The sequence below is a fragment of the Anoxybacteroides rupiense genome (genome assembly GCF_014196195.1).
GTDB classification, from domain to species: domain Bacteria; phylum Bacillota; class Bacilli; order Bacillales; family Anoxybacillaceae; genus Anoxybacteroides; species Anoxybacteroides rupiense.
In genome coordinates, this window is sequence record NZ_JACIDF010000001.1 from 226,155 (window position 1) to 245,398 (window position 19,244).

A 19,244-nucleotide genomic window follows, 5' to 3' on the forward strand; every position below is an offset into this window, starting at 1 on the left:
ATCCCCACTTTTACCTTTTAATTTAATAGTTTAATAGCGTGCCGCTATTCCCGCTTTATCGTCTGACAAAGGGTAATCTTTGTTGTTAAAGCCAAATTCACGCATTACTGAAATACTATCATTAGCCTTTTGTGTGTGAGCCAGTCCTAAGGCATGTCCCACTTCATGGACAATTGTTTCTCTTTCTTGAATTTCATTGAGTTCAAACCATTTTTTGTAGATCATAATATGTCCTTTTGTGCCTAAAAAGTATCTTCCGTAAACATCGCCACTATAGTAATCTCCATATTCAATCTTGATGTCTGCTCCACCTGGTAAGCTCGCTCTTGTGGTAAATTCAATTTCTGGTAGCGCATCCCATTTATTAACCGATTCAATAACTTCGGTCCATTTGCCACTATAATTTTGAAACGCACCATCCACCCAGTAAAAAATATCCTTTGGGTAAGGTACTTTTGGACAATCGTCTTTAGAAAATAGAACATAAGCATGGGCGGTGCTACCGGCAAAAAACGAGAAAACTAGGCCGATAGAGAGTAAAGGGGCTACAAGTTTCTTTTTCATTTTATAACTCCTTTCCTATAATTTGTTTATATTGTATAATTGTATCATAAATTAGAGGTTTAGTATACCAAAAATACCAAATTTATAGGAGTGTATAAAATGAGATTTAAATTCATTGTTTTATTGATACTTTCGTTAAGCTTTTTATCAGCCTGTAAAGATGATTATGAAACAAAACAAGCCATTCTAAAGGAAAAATACAATTCTGTTATTAACCAAGTCATTAAATTAGAAAATGAGAGGTTGAAACGAGAGAATAAACCTGAAATAACCAGAGAAGAAACAGGTATTGTAGTTTATAATAAGGGAACATTAATTTGGCTTCTATATTATGTGGATTCAAAAGAAGTAACAGCGACCTATCAAAAAGAAAATAATAAGTATGTCTTACTTCCTGTCAATGAAGCTTCTAATAAGATTGAGAAATCAAATAAAGATTATGTAGAAAACCTAGGTGCAAAATAAAGAGATATAGATTATCAACAAAGAGTCGATTCTTTGAGGAACCGACTCTTTGTTTTTTTATGCATATTTATCTCGATTAGCTTTGATGTCAAAAATTCCTCCCTCTGCAAATGTTGATATATCAAGATTTCTCGGTCTCTCAGCGGTATACCCCAAACATTCCATGGTACGCTTCGCGGATCGAAACATTGATATCGCCCGCTTCATCGATTGGCAAATCGCATACGGGGTGAACGGCTTATGGCAGTAGCACAATTCGTGATCACCATCCACCCGAGTTTCACCCCTTCTTTTCACTGTTTATTCTGCTCTGGCCGTCAGCTTATATCCTTCTGGAATGCGGTGAAGCGCTGTCACCAGCTATAGAAGTAAAATCGGAACCGCCAAAGCAAAACCGCACAAAAATAAACAAGCCGATCATCCCTCCTAGCACGCCGAGCGGCATGAGCCCGTGGGGAATAAAGCGGTTGCTCGAATTGACCCGCCCTAATAAATGGTTCAGCGTAATCGATTGCCGCAAACTCACTTGCGCAATGAAATACACAATGCGGCCGACGCTCGATAAAAATGAGCCGGCAAATATAAACGGAAAAGACCAACGCCTCGAGAACGGCTGTCGTCTCGCTCTGTCCATCCAAACGCGAAAAATAAGTTGAACAAGAAAAATGGCAATGTGCCTAACGCTTGCAATATTCCCATCTCCATTGAATTAGCTTGCAAAAAAGAAACGGGGCCGTAATTGGAATAGCCAGCAGCGAAATTTGCAAGCCAAAAAGCCCAACGGCTTGGCTGAACCAACATTAATGAATTTTCCTATTCATCGAAGGTGTTTCTTCCCTGATTATTATTGAAATATGAATAACAAACGTGGCACCACACATTCTCCTTCAATGGAAATTTTGTTGCCAAAAAAATAAATTTAAGCATGAGAATTTCAACAATTCCCTCGTATAGATGCGGCAGTTCCGAGCATACTAACCGATAACAATATAAATGAATAAGGTGAATGGGATGCTAGAGAATTGGAAACATTGGATTAAGCAAGCGGCCAACGCTATTGAAGATTGGTTCGAACAAGAAGAGCGGTCGTTTGCGGATATTGCGCATTTTATACGCTGTCATCCTGACACGTCTGTCACGGAACAAACATGGCTCGGTCTGACGTACCGCTTTTATTCGCTTCATCTCAAGCACGTCTCGTTCTCGATGGAAGCGAGAAAAAAGGGGACAAACGAAGAACACATTTTATTTCTTTCCGTGTGCCGCCCCTTAAAGGCGCCGATCGTGTATCGTTCTTATGACGAACAAGGCGACCTGTACCGAGTCATCCACGTTCCGCCGCTCACGCAACAAGCCGCATCCCGGCCATAACGTGATGCGGCTTGTTTCAACCTTTAATGCCTTGCAGCCATTCTTGATAACATTCGGCACACAACGCTTTTTCTTGTTCTTCATCCGCTGTATAGAAGGATACATAATGAACTTGGTCAGCGCATTCGCTTTGGCAGTAAAAACACGTTTCGTCCATCTCCAAATCCCCCTTTGCCCATTATTAGCGTGAGCACACGGGAATTTTTTTGCGTGTAAACTGCTCCCCATTCTCTTGGTGAAAGCGCCTTTTATTTTTGAAAAAATTACGCTAATATACATGTTCACCATGCACACAATAGGTTTCGGAAGGTGGTGAAAGAGATGAGAGCAACAGGTGTTCATGAAATTTTGGAGCTTCATGAGCTTCTTATGTTGAAAAACGTCTGTCTTGCAAAAAGTAAGGTGATGCAGACGATGGCCACAGATCCTGAGCTTCAATCATTAATTCGCCAAGATATTGAAACAACCCAACAACAAATCGTTGATTTACAATCTCTTCTATCCTAACGCCAAAAGAGGTGATGTAGATGATGCAACAACCAACTGGTGGCTCTCAGCCTTTAAATGATCAATTAATCGCCATCGATCTTCTTATTAGCATAAAGAATGGAATTAAAAGCTACGCAGTAGCCATTACAGAATCCGATACTCCCGAGGTGCGCAACATCCTTAAACAACATTTAAATGATGCCATTCAATTTCACGAAAAAGTGAGTCAATATACGATTAATAAAGGCTATTACCATCCAATAAATGTTCAAGAACAGTTGCGTGTTGACATGCAAGTGACCCAGCAAATCACACAAGCGAATCAACTGCAATAAACTCATCAGGATTCAGTTAAACGCTGAATCCTGATGAGTTTAGTTGTTCTATCTTGTCATTCCCATGCCTCTCTGTTCATAAATCCCCAGACAAATCCATTCGTCGCCAACGGAAGAATGGAAAAATACTGCTTTAATGAACCTCTCCCACCTAAACTCGATTAAAAGGTGAAAGACTTCTTGATAGATGATGTTAAAATTCCATTCATTCATCTTCATTGATGGATGCCTGTTTTTTATGGATCTATTTTCATGCCTGCTAAAAACCATCATCCCAACCACTCAAACGAACTTCTCAAATCTCCTTGCCCCGGAAAGAATCGAAAAAATAATACGATCCTCTTCTCCCTTATCATCTGTCACAGACTATCCTCTGCTTCTTTACTGAATATATTTACCATAATCAGGGACCGCTATATGATCGAAATCTCTGACTAACTGGATCAATCCTGCACGGAGCTGCTCTCCAGTTACTGGTTTTCCGTGTCCTGTAACAGCTACTTCTGGATGCAGAGTTGCCAATTTACGAACAGACTCTTTTGCCTTCTCCCAATCATTTGTAAAATAACGCGGCGGTCCACTAAACTCTAGCTTCTGCGTCAGCACTTTAAACAGTTGATCCTGACGAACAGTAACAAATGCATCTCCAGCAATGAGCGCGCGGTCTTTTTCACGAAACAATGATATATGTCCAGGGGTATGACCAGGGGTATGAATCCAGCGAAATTCAGGCATATGAGGAACCATTCCTCCACTTGGAAGTGGTTGAACACTGCTTCCTAAATCGATAGGTTCATTCGGAAAAAGGGCGGATACCTTTGCGATCATCCCTCCCTCTACTGACGAATCAGGCGCAGGATAGCTTTTTTTCCCTGTTAAATAAGGCAGTTCAGCTGGATGAGCATAAACCGGGATGCGCCAATATCGGATCAGTTCAATCACAGCTCCGACGTGATCAAAATGTCCATGAGTCAAAATGATCGCCTTAGGGCGGCTATTCGAACCAAAACGCTTTTCGGCTGCAGCGATAATCTCATCAGCTGAACGAGGCATTCCCGCATCTACAAGTATAAAATCAGCGGCATTAGGAAGACCGATCAAGCAAATATTCACAATCTGAACGGTATAGCAATATAAATCTGGCAATATTTCTGTTCCTGTTCCATGAGCAACCGATATAGCCGGAATAAAGGTATAGTCGCTTCCGTAGTGATTTTCTTCTATCTTCATATCCATTCCCTCCTTCAATGATACTATCCCACTTTTTTTGCCGCCTATTCTGATATAAGAAAATATTCCTAAAACACCGATTATCCTTTATAATGTGCAGAAGGGGGATATTCATATTAGGAGGGATGTATATGATGAAAGTCTCATTCCATAAGCTACTCCAAAACGAAGACGGAGCAATCCAACTGTTTCGCAAAAAAGAGAAAAAGGATGCGAACACGGCTCCCATGCAAACATCTTCGCTTCACTTGCCCGATTCGGCCGTTGCCTATTATCGACAGCTTTCCGCATCCAATTATCATCAACAAGTCGTTCTTATTGGATTGACAGCGGAGGATTTTCAGCGTCTCGCCTCCCTGCGCCCGATTTTTGCCAAACATGTTCAAGCCATTGTTGATGCTTTTTATGAGCACCTTGGCCAAATAGCAGATTTGGTCCATATTATTGAAAGCCACTCGACGATTGAGCGCCTCAAGAAAACACTGCAATCGTATTTAATGGACATGGTATCTGGTGAAATAGGTGAACAGTATATTATTAGAAGAAAAGTAATCGGCAATGTTCATCATCGTATCGGCTTGTTTCCAGAGTGGTATTTAGGCGCTTATTCTCTTATCCAAAATGAGGTGCTGAAAATATTGATGGAAGAGCTTCCGCCGAGTGAAGCCGTTCTGGCCTATTCTTCTTTTTCCAAGCTTTGTTCGTTCGACATGCAAATTGCCATTGCGACGTATATTGAATCCTATACGTCATCCATGATGAAGCTAAACGAAATCGAAGAGCTGCAGCACCGTCTCACGGAATCAGCTGCTATTCTTGCTTCTAGCGCTGAGGAAACGAGCGCCTCCATCACAGAAAACGAAAAAAATGTACAGGACATCCTAAACGAAATCTATACGATTCAGCAGCAATCAGCCGAAATCGCAGAGCGGGTCGAAAACGGAAAGCACGATGTTATGGACACATTAACAAAGCTTGATACGATCGCCGAGTTAATTCATGGAACGAAAGCATTAACAGCGGAGCTGACTAACAGTTCTTCTCAAATTGGCGAAATTGTGAACACGATTCGCAACATTTCTAATCAGACGAACATTCTCTCTCTCAACGCCAATATCGAGGCCGCCCGTGCTGGTGAACATGGAAAAGGATTTGCCGTTGTAGCAAATGAAGTGCGAAAGCTCGCTTATCAAACGGCTCAATCACTCGATTACATTCAAAATCATATTGATATCGTGCAACAAACGATTCAGCAATTTGAATCCTCGTTTCAACGCATTGTCGATGAAACAGGAGCTTTTCGCGCAGTAAACGAGAGCGTGATTCATATTTTTGATCAATCCATTTCCGATGTTAGGTCGAACAGTGATAAAATTAGTGCATTCACAGAGTTTATGAAAGACTTCCAGCACACATTTAATGAAATCTCGAAGGCTGCTTATCAAATTGCCGAAATGGCAGAACAGCTGAACTATCTGAATCATGAACTAACAGATAAATTCAAAAAGTAGCTCCTTACAACTTTAGGGAGGAAATACGATGAACCAACCTCAATTTAAATATGAACAGCGCACATTTAAACATTTATTTGAAATGTCAGAAACGCTTCTCCACGAAGCTAACGAACAACTGATCCGCATTGACATTGGACAATTGCCAAACGACGTAGACGCACGAAATTATGTTAAATTTCGTCTGATGCATTTGCAGCGCTCGTTTGGCGAAAGCGTTCCGATCGAGTTTCGCTCCACCTATAATTCCTTATGGAGCCAATTGTATCGTCTCGAGCATCAAGCCGACTATCGTCATCCGTATATCCAACAACTTCTTACTCACATCATGAGCGATGATCAAGATCACAGGAAAAATTACCGAAAATAACTATAGCAAAAATATTGCGGCAATGCTCGAACGATTAAATCAATACATTGTACTGACAGAGATGGAACAATACGCGCTGCAGCTTGTCTTGTGGGAGCTCATTTCCAACGTCATTCGCCATTCTACAATAAAAAAAGCGGATGTTCTTATTCATTTATCGACAGAGGACATCACGATTGAGCTCATCGATCACGGAAATGGTTTTGACTGGCGCAGTCAAATCACAAAAGCTCCTCCTTCCCTGCTTGCGCCACATGAAGGATGCGGATTATTTCTCATTCAACAGCTTGCAACACACGTAACCTTTGACGATGCTGGCAAAAAAGCGCGTGTCATCATTCAGCGCGCAAAAATTGAGGAGGAATTTCGATGATTCAAATAACAACCAACAACGATGTGATGATTGCCGTATTTCAGCAAGATATTAACTTTGAAACAACGCGCATCATGGAAGAAATACTGCGTCATCATACATACAGCAACATTTCGCGGTTGCAAATCGACCTTTCTGCCGTCCGATTCATTGATAGCTCTGGAGTGCGCCTATTTATTAGCTGGCTATATCCTCTAAAAGACCGTATACACATTGAAATTATAGGAGCGTCTGCTCCGATTAAAAACGTATTGTCCATTTGTCAAATTGATCAGTTTGTCGATGTCAAATAAAAAATAGCGCCTAAAAGTTTTTATGACGAATCATCAGCTTAAGCTGCCTTTCCTTGACACTCGAGAAAAAGCGGACGATAAGCGGCTTTTGTATAGTAAGAGATCACAACATATTAGACAATGATGCTACATCGCGTCAACATCGCTTTATGCTCCATTCTTATTTATGAATCACTGCCTTGGCCATCGGCAGCCAAAAGCTAGCCGATGGCGCCAGAAAAACAAAAAGCCAGCTGGCGGATCAACATGCTGTGATCCGAAACACTGGCTTGTTCTGTAAACCGGTTATATACTTTTCACAAAAACCGCTGGCCAAATAAACGTTTCCTCGATTAAGAGCGGCTGTTTTTATCCTATCCCGCCAGAACGACTCCCACCTTCAGGAATATGAAGGGCGTTGCCCGATAAACAAGGGGGAGAGGAATGTCGGTTGGCACTAGCCAAAGTAGAATGGAATTACTAGGACATATGGGCTTTTTTATACTTGTAAGTGGTTCTTAGAAAAACGAAAAGATAGGTCGTTTGTCATGTACAATCTTCAACGTGCCCTTGTCTCTGCACGGCTCGAAGCAGCGAAAAACAAGCCCAGAACAAACTTACAAGATTCGTTGTCATTTCACCGTTGGAACGGCGGGGAGAGCCTGCTAAAAAACCGAAAGATGCTTCTATGCTTGCAGGAATCTTCCATTTCGAAGCGAATGCGGAAGTAGCCTAAAAAATATGCATGCCCACAAATGTCATATCATCATCGCCAAAGCGCTGATGATTCATTTTACCTTCAAGTTGCTGCACAAATTCTTGAAACGATCGACAGTTTGGCAAAATGCGCTCCACATAGCTCTCCCATTCCCCTCCGGTCGCTTCGATCATTCCATCTGTATAAATCGCCAAATAAACCGGCCCGCTGAACTGAAGCTTCTCTTTTTTATAAGAAAATTGGGGCACGATCCCGATCGGTATTCCTCCTTCTTTCAATCTCTTCATCTCTCTTCCTTCTAAAAGCAGCGCAGGCGGATGTCCGGCATTCACATACTCGAGCGTTTTTCGTTTCGTATTGACAACACCATAAAAGGCGGTCAAATAGGACCGATTCTCAAAAAGACGCAAGGTATGCCTGTTTAATTCGTAAACCACGCGCAGCGGATCAGTTACACGCATCATAAGCCCTGGCAGCAATGAACGAATCGACATCGCCACAAGCGCAGCGGCAACGCCATGCCCCATCACATCAATAACAATAAACGCATATTCGTGAGGACTCACTTGATTCCAATAATATAAATCTCCTGACAGCTGAGAAGAAGGAATATATTTTCCGTATACACAAATTTCTTCATTGTAGATCGAAGATGGGAGCATTCCTTCTTGGATACAACGGGCAAGCTGCAAATCCTTTTCCATTTTTCTTTTCAGTTCCAACAGCTGCCTGTCTTTCTCGATATGGACGATCCTCATTCTTTTTGACTCATCCGTCCTTTGTTTTTGACGATACGCCAAGCGAATGCGGGAGATTAGCTCCGTCGTTGTAAATGGTTTACGAATATAATCAAACGCTTCGGCCTCCAAAACGTATTCAATCTCGTCATCACATTCAATCATCGCCACAACTAGAATATCTTTTTGAAAAAAAATGGACGGCTTTCGCTCTGTTTGCGCCGCTAATAGCGCCTGAACGTTGGCTAACACAGCATCAACCTGCTTTTCTTGCAACATATACGCGTGGGCCTTATCCATTTGATCAAACACCTGTATCGATATTCCCTTGATCTTCTTTAACATTTCTTTCATTTTCATGACGGCTGCTTGATTCTCTTCAATTACGACGATGTTCATCGTTTAACACCCTTTTTTCATCCCCTGTCTCTTTTATCCGGGCATCATTATTTTCGATAAGCCTTCCATATCAATTGAGTACAATCTAACAAATGCATGGCGGATCGTCAATATGACTTTCTCCTAATGAACCAAAGAGGCGGCCGCACGGTGTCAATAATCGTGTTGCCTTATTGAATAAATAGCTTCATCATCAACGGTAGCCCATAAGATGATGGCTTGCAATCGATTCCGTATTTTTGAATCTGCGTGGCTACATATGAATCGAATTTGTTATCATCATATTTCAGTCAAAAGGCACCCCGAAGGATGCCTTTAATCAAATGACTATCACATTGTCGTCTCGATTTTTCCAAACACTCCATAAATATACCCGCATAGCACGCAGTATACGATATGAAACCTTGTATCCCCATCTTTGCTTTTTCTGACACTGTTACCTGACACAATATTTTCGATCCCACTTGTACCACAATTAGGACATTGCAGATTGACCATTCCTATCCTCTCCTCTCCCTTTATAATCATTCGATAAAAAAAGACAGATTCCTACATGATTTGATCATTTGTTGTCGACAAAAAATAGCGAGACTTAGGATGAATGGTCTTTGCCATTAGAAAATGATACGACGCTTTTAACTCCCTTTGACTCAGATGGTCCCCTCCATCAAAGGGCTTTTTATTGAATGAAGGATTATGAGAGGCCGCTTCTTCAGCAATTGGCAATCCCTGTCCGCAAAACCTCTTCACCGTATGGAAAGCAGAGAAATCGGTATCATTCCTCCTATTCCCGAAACATCAAGCGTCTTTTCTCTCGAACAAGAAATGTTACTGCTTTCTTCTGGATTGCTCATCTGTCTGTTTCACTGCTTATTCTTCCTTCTTGAGTTCCGGGTTCTATTTTACGATATTCAATACTGGATGGATTCAGCCCATTTCCTAAAGATCCGTAAACGTTCCCTTGGCGCGGTTCGACCAATTCGTTTTGCTGATAGTAAAGTCTCGGTGTCTTCCAGAGTGCCCATAATGCTTTGAGCATTGGCATTTCATGATATCGATCTGGCCACATCCTTTTAATATGTTCTTTTACTAACGGATAGTATTTGGAACTCATGCTTGGAAACAGATGATGCTCTGTATGATAGGAAAAATTAAAATGGAGGAAATCCACCCATTTTGGAACGGTAACGGAAAGACTGTTAGCAAGCGGGTCGTTGACAGGAACTAAAGGATTGAGGCGATGATTGGTTGAAATGTAGCTCATCACAATAAAATTAGCGATCAACAGCGGTAATAAAAAGCTAAAAAACCAATTCGCGAATCCAACAATAAACAGCAAACCAATCCATGATATCCAAGGCAACATAAACTGCAAAAAGACGATAGCGCGATTTTTGGGCTGAAACTGTTTGCGAAAATAACCAAGCATTCTGATCGAATGAAACGTAAACATAATCGTTAACGAACTAAAGGCGAAAAACGCCCGTATCGTAAATGGAATTTTATAGATCCAGCGCAACAGACGGCTTTGTGCCAATTTGCTCATGCTCGGCCATGCATCAGGATCTTTTTCTTCATTTTGTGTATGGACATGGTGTGTGGCATTATGCCATTTTCTCCATAGCTTCGGGCCGGTGCATAACGGCCAAAAGGCAACAGCTCCAAGAAAATCCCGTAGCCATGGTGTCCGCACAACCGTACCATGCAAAATTTCATGTCCTAAAAACCCAAGCGCCGCAAAACTAAAACCTAATACAACAGAAATCAAGGTATTCCATATCACATGAAGATCGAACAAAGAAATAACGAGGATACCACTAAGTACTGTCAATAGATACACCAATCCAAGGAAAAGACGGGATGGGGTAGGTTGAAATGCTTTTTTCGGCAAATACGGGGAGATTTGCGCCGCATACCAACCGAATGAATGAAACTTTTTCATATCATAACTCCTTTCAACTTTAACCTTTTGCCTGTAATCGAATGTAGCAAAAGGGGCCAACCTAACAAAAATTACAATTTTATAAAAAAAATCACATAACTGTTGATACGTTTGATTTATCTTAACATTCCCCTATTTGTCCTGTCAATGGATTTATGACCTAGTATTATTAACAGTTGCTATTCTTTCTATCAGCACGATCCCTAAAGCTGAATATACCAATCGATGGAATTGGGGATAATTTTCCAAATAAAAAAGACATCCTTAAAGATGTCGCTCCCAATCAACGAAATTCTCTATTCTCTTTATCAATGCTTTTCTGCTCACCTTCATTATTTTCAGGCGAGGAGGCTCCCGCTTTAATGAAGAACAGGCGGACACGGGGAAGAGTTGACATGATGGCGATGCAGCAATCCTCCCTTAAAAGAAATCAGCAAAAAACGTCGGTTTTGGCGAAATCATCGCCTCCAGCTGTTTGACTTCGGCTTCTGTTCCCTTCAGCTTGCCCATCTGATATAATGACCAAGGTCGCACATACCCCAGCAGCAGGGCAGCCGCCGTATTCATATCGAGCAAAAGCCCCCGTTTGGGTGGATGCAGACAAGCGGATTCTTCTTTTGTTGTCTTGCGAAATACCTTCACTCCCTTCTCATCCAGTTGGTAAATAGCTGAATTCCACGGCGCCACTTCATCATGCACATGCCAAAACAGCGGATTCTCTTGTTTCACAAAAGGATACGCTTGCAAAAAGCGTTCTAGATCAACGATTCGCGCCATAAAGTACGGATGAATTTCTTGGACGATTCTCGGCTCTTTCAACAAATAAGGAAGCGGATCGTCAACAGTGGTCACAATCGTCACCTGGTCTGCCATGGAATCATGCTGGCAAATAAAGTTCCATAGTCCTCTTTTTGCTTCTTCATGAAGAGCCACCATTTCTTTCACATGCATTTGCCGGTTTTGCATGTCATACAACAAATACCCTGCTGCTTGATGCTCCTTATCTATGTACAATACCGCATGCTCCGCTTTGGCGAACACAAAATGCTCCCACCAAAAATGATCGCGCTTTAATCCGCCGTTATATGAACGAATATAGCCTTCATACACGCTGTTTAACAGATCCACATTCTGAAGGGAGGCCCTCTCCATTCGTCCTGCTGCTTCTGGTAATGGGACGAGCTGCTTATTCTCAATGATTAATTTCTTATAAGAAGCAAAAAGCTCCCAGCCAAATCTTCTGTAAAAATTCACTTGAAACGGATGGAGGAATGATATACTTTTCCCGCTCTCCCTCATTCGTTCCAACGATTTTGTTAACAGCTTGGCCACCTTTCGCTTCCGGCGATGCTCAGGCCATGTCGCTACGCCGGCTACCCCTCCCATTTCCCATTCTTGTTCGTGAATAAAAACCGTAAATGGCAGCAAATGCACTTTTGCAGCAAGTTGGCCATTCTCAAAATCTCCCAAAATCTCTTGTTTATCCATCCATTGTTTGCGAACCATCTTTTGCTGCTCTGTAAGCTTATATTGAAAGGCATATTCTGATAGACGAAAAACCTCTTCATAATCAGCTTCCGTCAATAAACGGACAGATTCCATAATAGCTTCCTCCCTCTTCTCGATATCCTTTTCCCTTATTTCGCTTTTTTTCCTATAAAATCCTTTGTCCAGCAAAAATAAAAACCTTATAACGATAGATGCATTTTCTGGTTTGCTCGTTTTTTGGTCGACTTTCATCTCCTGTTGATGCCAGCTTTCTCATCAGAAGATTCAACTCACAGCAGATTTCCATTTTTTATAATCGAGGGCCAGTAATCGACTGTCGAAATCGGTTATCACCTGTTCATTTGGAGATCACTAGCAAGAAAGCCCTCTTAATCTCAATTGAATAGAGAGCCCAGCCAAACCTAGTTTTTTAATATCATTCACCGAGAAATCTCCCACCTCTAAGCGAAGTGGAGGTGGAGGAGGTTCATCGCGGAGAGCTTCTTAGGACGAAACTGCCCAGCATATAAAGGGAGTGTTACGAAAATCGTCTGATTTATGCTATTCTAATAGTGCGAAAAAATAAACAGAAAAGGTGTTTTTCATGAAATCATACATCGTTGTAGGAGCCGGCATTTTAGGAGCATCAACCGCCTACCATTTAGCAAGAGAGGGAGCAGCCGTCACCATCATCGATCGCGGCGACAAAGGCCAAGCCACCGCCGCAGCCGCCGGCATTGTCTGTCCATGGGTATCCCAGCGCCGCAACCAAGTTTGGTACCGCTTAGCCAGAGGCGGAGCCAAATTTTATCCTTCGTTAATTCAAGAACTTCAATCGCATGGAGAAACAGAAACAGGCTATGAACGAGTAGGGGCCCTTTGTTTGCATACAGATAAAGAAAAACTTGAAAAGATGATGGATCGTACACTGCAGCGCCGCCAAGAAGCGCCGGAAATCGGAGAAGTGACAAAGCTATCCTTTGCACAAGCAAAACAGCTAGTTCCAGCGCTGGCTGAAGGCTACGAGGCTGTTTACGTCAGCGGAGCAGCGCGCGTCAATGGCAAAGCATTGCGCGATGCGTTAGTGAGAGCCGCCCAAAAGCTGGGGGCCATCTATATAAAAGGAGACGCCAAGATTGTTCAGCAACATTCGCATGTGAACGGTGTGGAAGTCGCTGGCACTTATTATCAGGCTGACGCGGTCGTCATCGCAGCCGGCGCATGGGCAAAAGAATTGCTGCTGCCGCTCGGCATCGAATTTTTAGTCACGCCGCAACGGGCGCAAATCATTCATCTCGAAAAGCCAGAACAAGATACCGATCACTGGCCTGTCGTGATGCCGCCTAACAATCAATACTTGCTTACTTTTCCAATGGGGCGGGTCGTTGTCGGAGCGACCCATGAAGACGGTGTCGGTTTCGACTGCCGAGCAACCGCAGGAGGAGTGTATGAAATATTACATAAAGCGTTAGCAATCGCACCCGGATTATCAGATTGCACACATAGCGAAACAAAAGTTGGTTTTCGCCCTTATACCCCTGGGTTTCTTCCTGTCTTTGGAGCGCTTCCCGGCTTTACCGGCATTTATGTGGCCAACGGCTTAGGGGCATCCGGGCTAACAGCAGGGCCTTACTTGGGCGCTGAGCTTGCCAAGCTCATTGTCGGAAAGCCGACCGAGCTGAATCCACTCGACTACCATATCGCCGGCGCGGTAAAATGAGAGAATACACCTAACAAAAAAGAACCCTCGCCATAGCTGATATTCAGTTGAAAAAGCTCCCCAATTCATTTCGGCTACTGGATGCTTATTTCACACGCCAATCATAAGCCAAACCGCAATTATCCGTATGACGGTTTGGCTTAGATACCTGGGAATAAGCGAAAATGTTGTGCCCTTCCCGTTTTTTTTGGATAGAATAATAATATACTTACCGTTCGCAAGAAGGGAGCGAGAGGATGAAAATTACGCAAACGACAGACTACAAAACTATTGCCGCATTGAATAAACACGTTCACGATCTGCATGTTGCGTTATATCCCCGGCATTTCAAAAAATATGATGCGGAAGCCATGAAGCGGTTTTTTCAAAGTGTGATCCACCAGCCGCATTTCATTTTTCTATTATTGGAAGAAAACGAACAAGCATGTGGATATGCTTGGCTGGAGATACGAACACATCCGGAAAATATATTTTTTCAGTCCTATCAATCTATATACGTCCACCAAATTAGCATTAGCGAATCCGTCCGAAACAAAGGCTATGGCACGCAACTGATGGAGTACATTTACCAGCTGGCACAAGACAAAGGCATCTATTTAGTAGAGCTCGATTATTGGAGCAAAAATGAAGTCGCAAAAAATTTCTACGCAAAGCAAGGATTTCAAGTATACCGAGAGCTTGTTTATAAAGAGCTTGCGCCCCGTCATCTATCAGAGGATCATGCTTAAGATCAGATAACGGAATAGTCAAAAAAGCTAGTTTTTAAGTTACGGCGTGCTTTTTCTCCGGTTCGGAATAGAGCAGAGGGTGAGCAGACGAACGAGGCCCGTAACGCAAGATAAAGGCATTTGTCAACATTCTAAGCGGAAGATTTTTTACGCATCTTCCGCCGTTTCTTTTTATCTTGTGATCATTTCCTGTCCCTCTATATATTGTTCCACTTCACGAATGGAAGGAAGACCTTCCCAGTCTCCTTTAAATTGTGTAGCTAGGGCGCCTAATAAATTCGCTCGCTTTAATGCTTTAGGTAAACAAATGTTTAAAACATCCTCATCGAGCGGCTGATCTTCATCTAACAGCACAGACAGCAAGCCCGCGGCAAACGCATCTCCGGCCCCTACCGGATCAACAACCTTATCCATACGAAAAGCGGGGGATTGGACCGCTTCATTTTGATAAAAGCCAATAGATCCCTCTTGTCCAAGCTTCATAACAACCAGCTTGGGGCCCATTTGCAAAAACTGCTTTCCATACTCTGCGACCGGCTGCTCACCAATTAAAAATTTTGCTTCTTCTAATCCAGGTAAAAAAATATCGCACAACGGCATTAATGACAATAAAACGCGCCTGCTCCTCGCTCCATAGCTTTCGGCGTAAGTTCGGGTCAAATGAGACAGTTAATCCTCTTGCTTTCGCTTGCTCCATCACTTTTTTAATAAAATCTTCCGTCCGTTCGCCTAGTGCGGGCGTAATTCCGGTTACATGCAGATGACGGGCGTTGGCCAACCACTCAGGTTGGATATCTGCTTCGGAAAATTTACTTGCTGCTGAATATTTTCTATATTAATATATCATTGGGTCGCCGTAACCTTTAAATTCTTTAAAATAAATGGCGGTCGGCGCCTTCTTATCACGAATAACGCAGGAGACATCGACTCCCTCCCCGGCAAGCGTGCTCACAATCAAATCGCCGAATGGATCGCAGCCAAGCCGGCTGATCCATCTTACTTTTTTGCCGAGCCGCGTAAGCCCGATGGCCACATTGGATTCAGCGCCTGCTATCGATTTGGTAAATAAAGGAGAGTACCTTAAGGAGCCGTCTGTCATTGGTTGAAAGAGAATCATGCTTTCCCCGACTGTCACCACATCAACATCATTATTTTGCTGCATCGCTGCCAACCCCTTTAGCAAGCTCAACAAACATACGCGCCCGCTTTGTGAGTTCATCGTAGTTTTTTTGTTGCACAAGCTGTTTGTCGACTAAATTTCCTCCTAATCCAACGGCAATGGCCCCATTATTTAATATTGTCATCATATTTTTTGTATTGACTCCTCCTGTTGCAATCATTTCAATAAAAGGAAGAGGAGCTTTTACCTCTTTAATATAGTTCGCTCCTAAAGTTCCGACCGGAAACACTTTCACAGCGCTCGCCCCTAGCTGATAGGCCCTGTACATCTCGGAAGGTGTCATCGTACCAGGCCATACGTCGATCCCTTGTTCGACACAATAAGCAATCACTTGTTCATTTAGATGAGGAGAAATAATATATTGCGCTCCCGCCTGTATGGCTTCTTTAGCCATCTCTAGATTTAACACCGTCCCCGCACCAATATAAAGGCGGTTTTCATATGTTTCTCTTAGCTTCGCAATAGCGGCTAAAGCTCCATCGGTATTCATTGTGATTTCCAAAAATTTCATTCCCCCTGACTGTAAAGCCTCGGCAATTGGTTGTATGGAATCTTGTGAAACTCCTCTAATGATCGCGATGATTTTTTCCTCTTTCAATAATGGGAGCAAACGAGACGTCATCAGTATCATGCCTCCATTCTTATCGTTTTATAGTGTAACCCCTGTTTTCCAAATGGCCATTTCGCGAAAATGATGCTTCTCATGATTGACTGCTTTGCCACTTGCTATTTCGATAATATACGATATAAAATCACATAATACCTCTTTCCACGAATTTCCTTCTAGTAAACGTCCAACAATGAACCTCTCCCGCCTCTTAACGGAGTAGAGGTAGGAGAGGTTCATGAATTAGAAAATATTTGCTGCTCATTAAAGTATGCGCCATCCATTATTTTGCAAAAGCCTTCATAAAAGAGGTCCACCCTCCCCCATTACCCCCACCACATATTGGTCGGTTGGTCTTCGATTAAGACTTGTTTTAAGTTGCTGACAGCGCGTTTAAATCCCTCTTCAATCGACATGAGTGGATCTTCGTGTTCGATGCTGACGACGTAATCATATCCGTATGTGCGAAGGGCACTCATCATATCTGACCATTCTTGAAGGCTATGACCGCATCCAACAGACCGGAATGTCCAGGACCTTGTTTGAACATTACCGTATGGCTGCATGTCCGTTAAACCATACATATTGACATTGTCTGGATCAATATAGGTGTCTTTTGCATGAAAATAGTGAATAGCCTTTTCTTTTCCTAAAATTTTAATCGCAGCTACCGGGTCAATCCCTTGCCACCAAAGGTGACTTGGGTCAAGGTTTGCGCCTACAGCTTCACATGTTTCCTCACGAAGCTTTAACATCGTATATGGTGAATGAACTAAAAAGCCACCGTGCAATTCTAGACCAATTTTAACGTTATGATCTTGAGCAAATTTCCCCCACTCTTTCCAATATGGGATAAGCTTTTCTTCCCATTGCCACTTTAAAATATCATTGTATTCATTGGGCCAAGGGGCAACCGGCCAGTTTGGATATTTCGCCTTTTCATGGTCACCACTAACGCCAGAGAAACAGTTCACAACAGGAACCTCCATCATCTCCGCAAGCTGAATGGTTTTAACAAACGTTTCATGGGATTGCTTCGCAAATTTTTGGTCGGGAGAAAGGGGATTTCCATGACAGCTAAATGCACTGATCATGAGCCCACGAGATGCTACTTCCTTAAGGTAGCGCTCGCGCTTTTCTTTGCTTTCTAATAATTCATCAAGGTTGCAGTGAGCAGAACCTGGATAGTTTCCTGTTCCAATTTCGACTGCGTGTAATCCTGCTTCTTTCACGTAATCGAGCATGTCTGTAAACGATTTATTAGAAAAAAGCACTGTAAATACGCCTAGTTTCATGACAAACTTCCTCCCATCTCCATTTGTAATATGCTTTTACTTTTTTCACTGCTTTCATAAATCACATCGATTATATGTGAAACTTGTATCGCTTCTTCTGGTTTCACTAAAGGTTCTTTTAATCCAAGACACTCCTCCACAAATGCTTTTGCCTGTAAAAACCCTTCCTCTTTTTCCTCGGGAATATAGGCAGCCACACTATTAAACAGCATTCCATGTTTCGCATAGTTTAAGGTAAAAGGAAAAACGTCTAAGCCGCCTTTTTCGCCAGAAATGGAAAGAGTATCTTCATCTTTCGAAATGTTAGCAGACCATGATGTTTCAAAAAGGAGGCTTGTTCCATTTTGAAAACGAAGGTAGGCTGTCGCATGATCTTCAACATTGAATGTTTCATGATTAAAGCTGCCCCATTCATTTACTTGATTTAGTATTTTACTAAGTACGTTATAGGTGGCACCTGTGACTTCTTTCACTTTTGGATTTCCCATCAACCAAAGAGCAAGGTCTAATAGATGACATCCGTAATCGATGAGGCACCCTCCACCCTGCAAGTCCTTATTGGTAAAAACGCCCATCCCGGAACCTTTCTTCGCCGTAATGCTTTGACACGGACAACGAGCGGATGACCAATTTCACCTTCATCGATCACTTTTTTTGCTGCTTGTGCTTCTTTCATAAAGCGATAGTGGTAGGCGATCCATAATATTTTCCCGGACTTTTCTTTCGCTTTTATCATTTCCGCACATTCACTCGCATTCATCGCCATTGGCTTTTCACAAAGAACATGAACGCCGGCTTCCAGTGCCGCAATAGTCATTTCCTTATGAAATTTATTCGGGGTACAAATGACAACGGCATCGACATGTGGCAGCATATCTTTATAATTCTCGTAAACTTGTGGAATATGAAATTGGTTTTGTACTTGTTTTGCTTTATCGATGTTTACATCGCAAACAGCCGTGACGGCTGCTTCATTTAATTGCTGAAATGCTGGAATATGGCAAAATGTAGCGATTCCCCCTGCTCCAATCATGCCGACTCTTAATTTTTTCATGGTGACACCTCTTCGCCGTTGGTCTCGTTTCATGAATTTGTTCGGTTAAGCTCGACAACTAAGCAAACAAACCTGTTCTCAAATAAAAAGGACGGCACTCATGTTTTATATGTTGGCGCTTTATTTCTAGGTTCATATCTTTTACGGGCTAGTTTGTATGAGGTTGAAGCGCTGCTATTCGGCTTCGAATTGACATTTTTTGATAATGAAGCTCATTGACTACGGATCTGGACTTTCCTTTCAGCTTTGCGGCTTTGATCGCGGTTTAGTACTAGTTTTCGTGTTTTCAGCACCCTTTTTCACGATTTTCGAATAATGCCTATCCGCCACGTTGAATGCTTTATCACTTTTATTCGAAGGTGAGGTTCTTTTTTCCGCAGCTTCATGCCTTGATCC

22 protein-coding genes and 1 pseudogene are annotated in these 19,244 nt (G+C 42.4%); 10 read left to right on the plus strand and 13 right to left on the minus strand.

Annotated elements, in window-relative coordinates; translation table 11 throughout:
* Positions 1 to 30 precede the first annotated feature (30 nt).
* The gene (locus GGQ95_RS01000; protein ID WP_183186244.1) at positions 31 to 564 is read right to left on the minus strand and encodes a matrixin family metalloprotease; all 534 of its coding nucleotides are present in this window, start codon (positions 562 to 564) and stop codon (positions 31 to 33) included.
* Positions 565 to 663: 99 nt separating this feature from the next.
* Between GGQ95_RS01000 and GGQ95_RS01005 the strand changes: the two genes are divergently transcribed.
* A complete protein-coding gene (locus GGQ95_RS01005; protein WP_066147516.1) occupies positions 664 to 1,029 on the plus strand; it encodes a hypothetical protein in 366 nt (121 codons plus the stop codon).
* A 322-nt stretch (positions 1,030 to 1,351) separates the two neighbouring features.
* Here GGQ95_RS01005 and GGQ95_RS01010 read toward each other — a convergent pair whose 3' ends face one another.
* Together GGQ95_RS01010 and GGQ95_RS01015 are read right to left on the minus strand one after the other, a co-directional pair.
* Positions 1,352 to 1,573, minus strand: coding sequence for a hypothetical protein (locus GGQ95_RS01010; RefSeq protein ID WP_156450499.1), 222 nt, complete (start codon positions 1,571 to 1,573; stop codon positions 1,352 to 1,354).
* Positions 1,552 to 1,830: a hypothetical protein gene (locus tag GGQ95_RS01015; protein ID WP_066147515.1), complete on the minus strand. Its 279-nt coding sequence runs from the start codon at positions 1,828 to 1,830 to the stop codon at positions 1,552 to 1,554. Before GGQ95_RS01015 ends, GGQ95_RS01010 begins: the two co-directional genes overlap by 22 nt.
* A gap of 210 nt (positions 1,831 to 2,040) precedes the next feature.
* Between GGQ95_RS01015 and GGQ95_RS01020 the strand changes: the two genes are divergently transcribed.
* The gene (locus tag GGQ95_RS01020) at positions 2,041 to 2,400 is read left to right on the plus strand and encodes a hypothetical protein (RefSeq protein WP_044745462.1); all 360 of its coding nucleotides are present in this window, start codon (positions 2,041 to 2,043) and stop codon (positions 2,398 to 2,400) included.
* 16 nt (positions 2,401 to 2,416) lie between these two features.
* On the opposite strand, the gene GGQ95_RS01025 is transcribed toward GGQ95_RS01020, so the two are convergent.
* Complete coding sequence (locus GGQ95_RS01025) at positions 2,417 to 2,557, minus strand: hypothetical protein (protein ID WP_172798639.1); 141 nt, start codon at positions 2,555 to 2,557, stop codon at positions 2,417 to 2,419.
* A gap of 164 nt (positions 2,558 to 2,721) precedes the next feature.
* Here GGQ95_RS01025 and GGQ95_RS01030 point away from each other — a divergent pair, with 164 nt between their 5' ends.
* Together GGQ95_RS01030 and GGQ95_RS01035 are read left to right on the plus strand one after the other, a co-directional pair.
* The gene (locus tag GGQ95_RS01030) at positions 2,722 to 2,907 is read left to right on the plus strand and encodes a spore coat protein (protein WP_044745463.1); all 186 of its coding nucleotides are present in this window, start codon (positions 2,722 to 2,724) and stop codon (positions 2,905 to 2,907) included.
* A 23-nt stretch (positions 2,908 to 2,930) separates the two neighbouring features.
* Complete coding sequence (locus GGQ95_RS01035; protein WP_044745491.1) at positions 2,931 to 3,224, plus strand: spore coat protein; 294 nt, start codon at positions 2,931 to 2,933, stop codon at positions 3,222 to 3,224.
* 381 nt (positions 3,225 to 3,605) lie between these two features.
* On the opposite strand, the gene GGQ95_RS01040 is transcribed toward GGQ95_RS01035, so the two are convergent.
* A complete protein-coding gene (locus tag GGQ95_RS01040) occupies positions 3,606 to 4,454 on the minus strand; it encodes an MBL fold metallo-hydrolase (protein ID WP_066147511.1) in 849 nt (282 codons plus the stop codon).
* Between the two features lie 131 nt (positions 4,455 to 4,585).
* On the opposite strand from GGQ95_RS01040, the gene GGQ95_RS18540 reads away from it, so the two are divergent.
* Genes GGQ95_RS18540 through GGQ95_RS01060 form a run of 4 tightly spaced genes read left to right on the plus strand, consistent with a single transcriptional unit; the run spans position 4,586 to position 7,001 of the window.
* The gene (locus GGQ95_RS18540; protein WP_183186245.1) at positions 4,586 to 5,965 is read left to right on the plus strand and encodes a protoglobin domain-containing protein; all 1,380 of its coding nucleotides are present in this window, start codon (positions 4,586 to 4,588) and stop codon (positions 5,963 to 5,965) included.
* A gap of 28 nt (positions 5,966 to 5,993) precedes the next feature.
* Entirely contained in the window at positions 5,994 to 6,335 is a 342-nt protein-coding gene (locus GGQ95_RS01050) for a hypothetical protein (RefSeq protein WP_044745467.1), read from the plus strand.
* Positions 6,301 to 6,708, plus strand: coding sequence for an ATP-binding protein (locus GGQ95_RS01055; protein WP_066147504.1), 408 nt, complete (start codon positions 6,301 to 6,303; stop codon positions 6,706 to 6,708). The genes GGQ95_RS01050 and GGQ95_RS01055 overlap by 35 nt, the downstream gene beginning before the upstream one ends.
* Complete coding sequence (locus GGQ95_RS01060) at positions 6,705 to 7,001, plus strand: STAS domain-containing protein (protein WP_066147502.1); 297 nt, start codon at positions 6,705 to 6,707, stop codon at positions 6,999 to 7,001. Before GGQ95_RS01055 ends, GGQ95_RS01060 begins: the two co-directional genes overlap by 4 nt.
* Before the next feature lie 711 nt (positions 7,002 to 7,712).
* On the opposite strand, the gene GGQ95_RS01065 is transcribed toward GGQ95_RS01060, so the two are convergent.
* The 3 genes from GGQ95_RS01065 to GGQ95_RS01075 all read right to left on the minus strand — a co-directional run bounded on the left by GGQ95_RS01065 (position 7,713) and on the right by GGQ95_RS01075 (position 12,378).
* Positions 7,713 to 8,834 carry a PP2C family protein-serine/threonine phosphatase gene (locus GGQ95_RS01065; RefSeq protein ID WP_066147501.1) on the minus strand — a complete coding sequence of 374 codons (1,122 nt, stop codon included), beginning with the start codon at positions 8,832 to 8,834 and terminating at the stop codon, positions 7,713 to 7,715.
* Positions 8,835 to 9,684: 850 nt separating this feature from the next.
* Complete coding sequence (gene desB / locus GGQ95_RS01070) at positions 9,685 to 10,776, minus strand: Delta(10) desaturase DesB (RefSeq protein ID WP_066147497.1); 1,092 nt, start codon at positions 10,774 to 10,776, stop codon at positions 9,685 to 9,687.
* A 420-nt stretch (positions 10,777 to 11,196) separates the two neighbouring features.
* Positions 11,197 to 12,378, minus strand: a complete 1,182-nt coding sequence (locus GGQ95_RS01075; protein ID WP_066147495.1) for a GNAT family N-acetyltransferase — start codon at positions 12,376 to 12,378, stop codon at positions 11,197 to 11,199.
* Positions 12,379 to 12,868: 490 nt separating this feature from the next.
* Between GGQ95_RS01075 and GGQ95_RS01080 the strand changes: the two genes are divergently transcribed.
* Both GGQ95_RS01080 and GGQ95_RS01085 read left to right on the plus strand, forming a co-directional pair.
* Positions 12,869 to 13,984, plus strand: coding sequence for an NAD(P)/FAD-dependent oxidoreductase (locus GGQ95_RS01080; protein ID WP_066147493.1), 1,116 nt, complete (start codon positions 12,869 to 12,871; stop codon positions 13,982 to 13,984).
* Between the two features lie 236 nt (positions 13,985 to 14,220).
* Entirely contained in the window at positions 14,221 to 14,712 is a 492-nt protein-coding gene (locus GGQ95_RS01085; protein WP_066147491.1) for a GNAT family N-acetyltransferase, read from the plus strand.
* A 171-nt stretch (positions 14,713 to 14,883) separates the two neighbouring features.
* On the opposite strand, the gene GGQ95_RS18680 is transcribed toward GGQ95_RS01085, so the two are convergent.
* The 5 genes and pseudogenes from GGQ95_RS18680 to GGQ95_RS01110 form a co-directional block, all read right to left on the minus strand.
* Positions 14,884 to 15,312: a carbohydrate kinase family protein gene (locus GGQ95_RS18680; RefSeq protein WP_275192202.1), complete on the minus strand. Its 429-nt coding sequence runs from the start codon at positions 15,310 to 15,312 to the stop codon at positions 14,884 to 14,886.
* 235 nt (positions 15,313 to 15,547) lie between these two features.
* Entirely contained in the window at positions 15,548 to 15,874 is a 327-nt protein-coding gene (locus GGQ95_RS18685) for a PfkB family carbohydrate kinase (RefSeq protein ID WP_275192196.1), read from the minus strand.
* Complete coding sequence (locus GGQ95_RS01095) at positions 15,861 to 16,514, minus strand: bifunctional 4-hydroxy-2-oxoglutarate aldolase/2-dehydro-3-deoxy-phosphogluconate aldolase (protein ID WP_066147489.1); 654 nt, start codon at positions 16,512 to 16,514, stop codon at positions 15,861 to 15,863. Before GGQ95_RS01095 ends, GGQ95_RS18685 begins: the two co-directional genes overlap by 14 nt.
* A 311-nt stretch (positions 16,515 to 16,825) precedes the next feature.
* Entirely contained in the window at positions 16,826 to 17,794 is a 969-nt protein-coding gene (locus GGQ95_RS01105) for a sugar phosphate isomerase/epimerase family protein (RefSeq protein WP_066147487.1), read from the minus strand.
* A pseudogene (locus tag GGQ95_RS01110) lies at positions 17,791 to 18,848 on the minus strand (Gfo/Idh/MocA family protein). Before GGQ95_RS01110 ends, GGQ95_RS01105 begins: the two are co-directional and overlap by 4 nt.
* Positions 18,849 to 19,244 lie beyond the last annotated feature (396 nt).

Bases quoted from the DNA above. Each gene is read 5' to 3' on its own strand.
- GGQ95_RS01025 (WP_172798639.1), bottom strand. From the start codon at position 2,557: ATGGACGAAACGTGTTTTTACTGCCAAAGCGAATGCGCTGACCAAGTT.
- GGQ95_RS01065 (WP_066147501.1), bottom strand. From the start codon at position 8,834: ATGAACATCGTCGTAATTGAAGAGAATCAAGCAGCCGTCATGAAAATG.
- desB (WP_066147497.1), bottom strand. From the start codon at position 10,776: ATGAAAAAGTTTCATTCATTCGGTTGGTATGCGGCGCAAATCTCCCCG.
- GGQ95_RS18540 (WP_183186245.1), top strand. From the start codon at position 4,586: ATGATGAAAGTCTCATTCCATAAGCTACTCCAAAACGAAGACGGAGCA.
- GGQ95_RS01000 (WP_183186244.1), bottom strand. From the start codon at position 564: ATGAAAAAGAAACTTGTAGCCCCTTTACTCTCTATCGGCCTAGTTTTC.
- GGQ95_RS01085 (WP_066147491.1), top strand. From the start codon at position 14,221: ATGAAAATTACGCAAACGACAGACTACAAAACTATTGCCGCATTGAAT.
- GGQ95_RS01055 (WP_066147504.1), top strand. From the start codon at position 6,301: ATGATCAAGATCACAGGAAAAATTACCGAAAATAACTATAGCAAAAAT.
- GGQ95_RS01075 (WP_066147495.1), bottom strand. From the start codon at position 12,378: ATGGAATCTGTCCGTTTATTGACGGAAGCTGATTATGAAGAGGTTTTT.
- GGQ95_RS18680 (WP_275192202.1), bottom strand. From the start codon at position 15,312: ATGCCGTTGTGCGATATTTTTTTACCTGGATTAGAAGAAGCAAAATTT.
- GGQ95_RS18685 (WP_275192196.1), bottom strand. From the start codon at position 15,874: ATGCAGCAAAATAATGATGTTGATGTGGTGACAGTCGGGGAAAGCATG.
- GGQ95_RS01080 (WP_066147493.1), top strand. From the start codon at position 12,869: ATGAAATCATACATCGTTGTAGGAGCCGGCATTTTAGGAGCATCAACC.
- GGQ95_RS01030 (WP_044745463.1), top strand. From the start codon at position 2,722: ATGAGAGCAACAGGTGTTCATGAAATTTTGGAGCTTCATGAGCTTCTT.
- GGQ95_RS01050 (WP_044745467.1), top strand. From the start codon at position 5,994: ATGAACCAACCTCAATTTAAATATGAACAGCGCACATTTAAACATTTA.
- GGQ95_RS01105 (WP_066147487.1), bottom strand. From the start codon at position 17,794: ATGAAACTAGGCGTATTTACAGTGCTTTTTTCTAATAAATCGTTTACA.
- GGQ95_RS01095 (WP_066147489.1), bottom strand. From the start codon at position 16,514: ATGACGTCTCGTTTGCTCCCATTATTGAAAGAGGAAAAAATCATCGCG.
- GGQ95_RS01040 (WP_066147511.1), bottom strand. From the start codon at position 4,454: ATGAAGATAGAAGAAAATCACTACGGAAGCGACTATACCTTTATTCCG.
- GGQ95_RS01035 (WP_044745491.1), top strand. From the start codon at position 2,931: ATGCAACAACCAACTGGTGGCTCTCAGCCTTTAAATGATCAATTAATC.
- GGQ95_RS01005 (WP_066147516.1), top strand. From the start codon at position 664: ATGAGATTTAAATTCATTGTTTTATTGATACTTTCGTTAAGCTTTTTA.
- GGQ95_RS01020 (WP_044745462.1), top strand. From the start codon at position 2,041: ATGCTAGAGAATTGGAAACATTGGATTAAGCAAGCGGCCAACGCTATT.
- GGQ95_RS01015 (WP_066147515.1), bottom strand. From the start codon at position 1,830: ATGTTGGTTCAGCCAAGCCGTTGGGCTTTTTGGCTTGCAAATTTCGCT.
- GGQ95_RS01060 (WP_066147502.1), top strand. From the start codon at position 6,705: ATGATTCAAATAACAACCAACAACGATGTGATGATTGCCGTATTTCAG.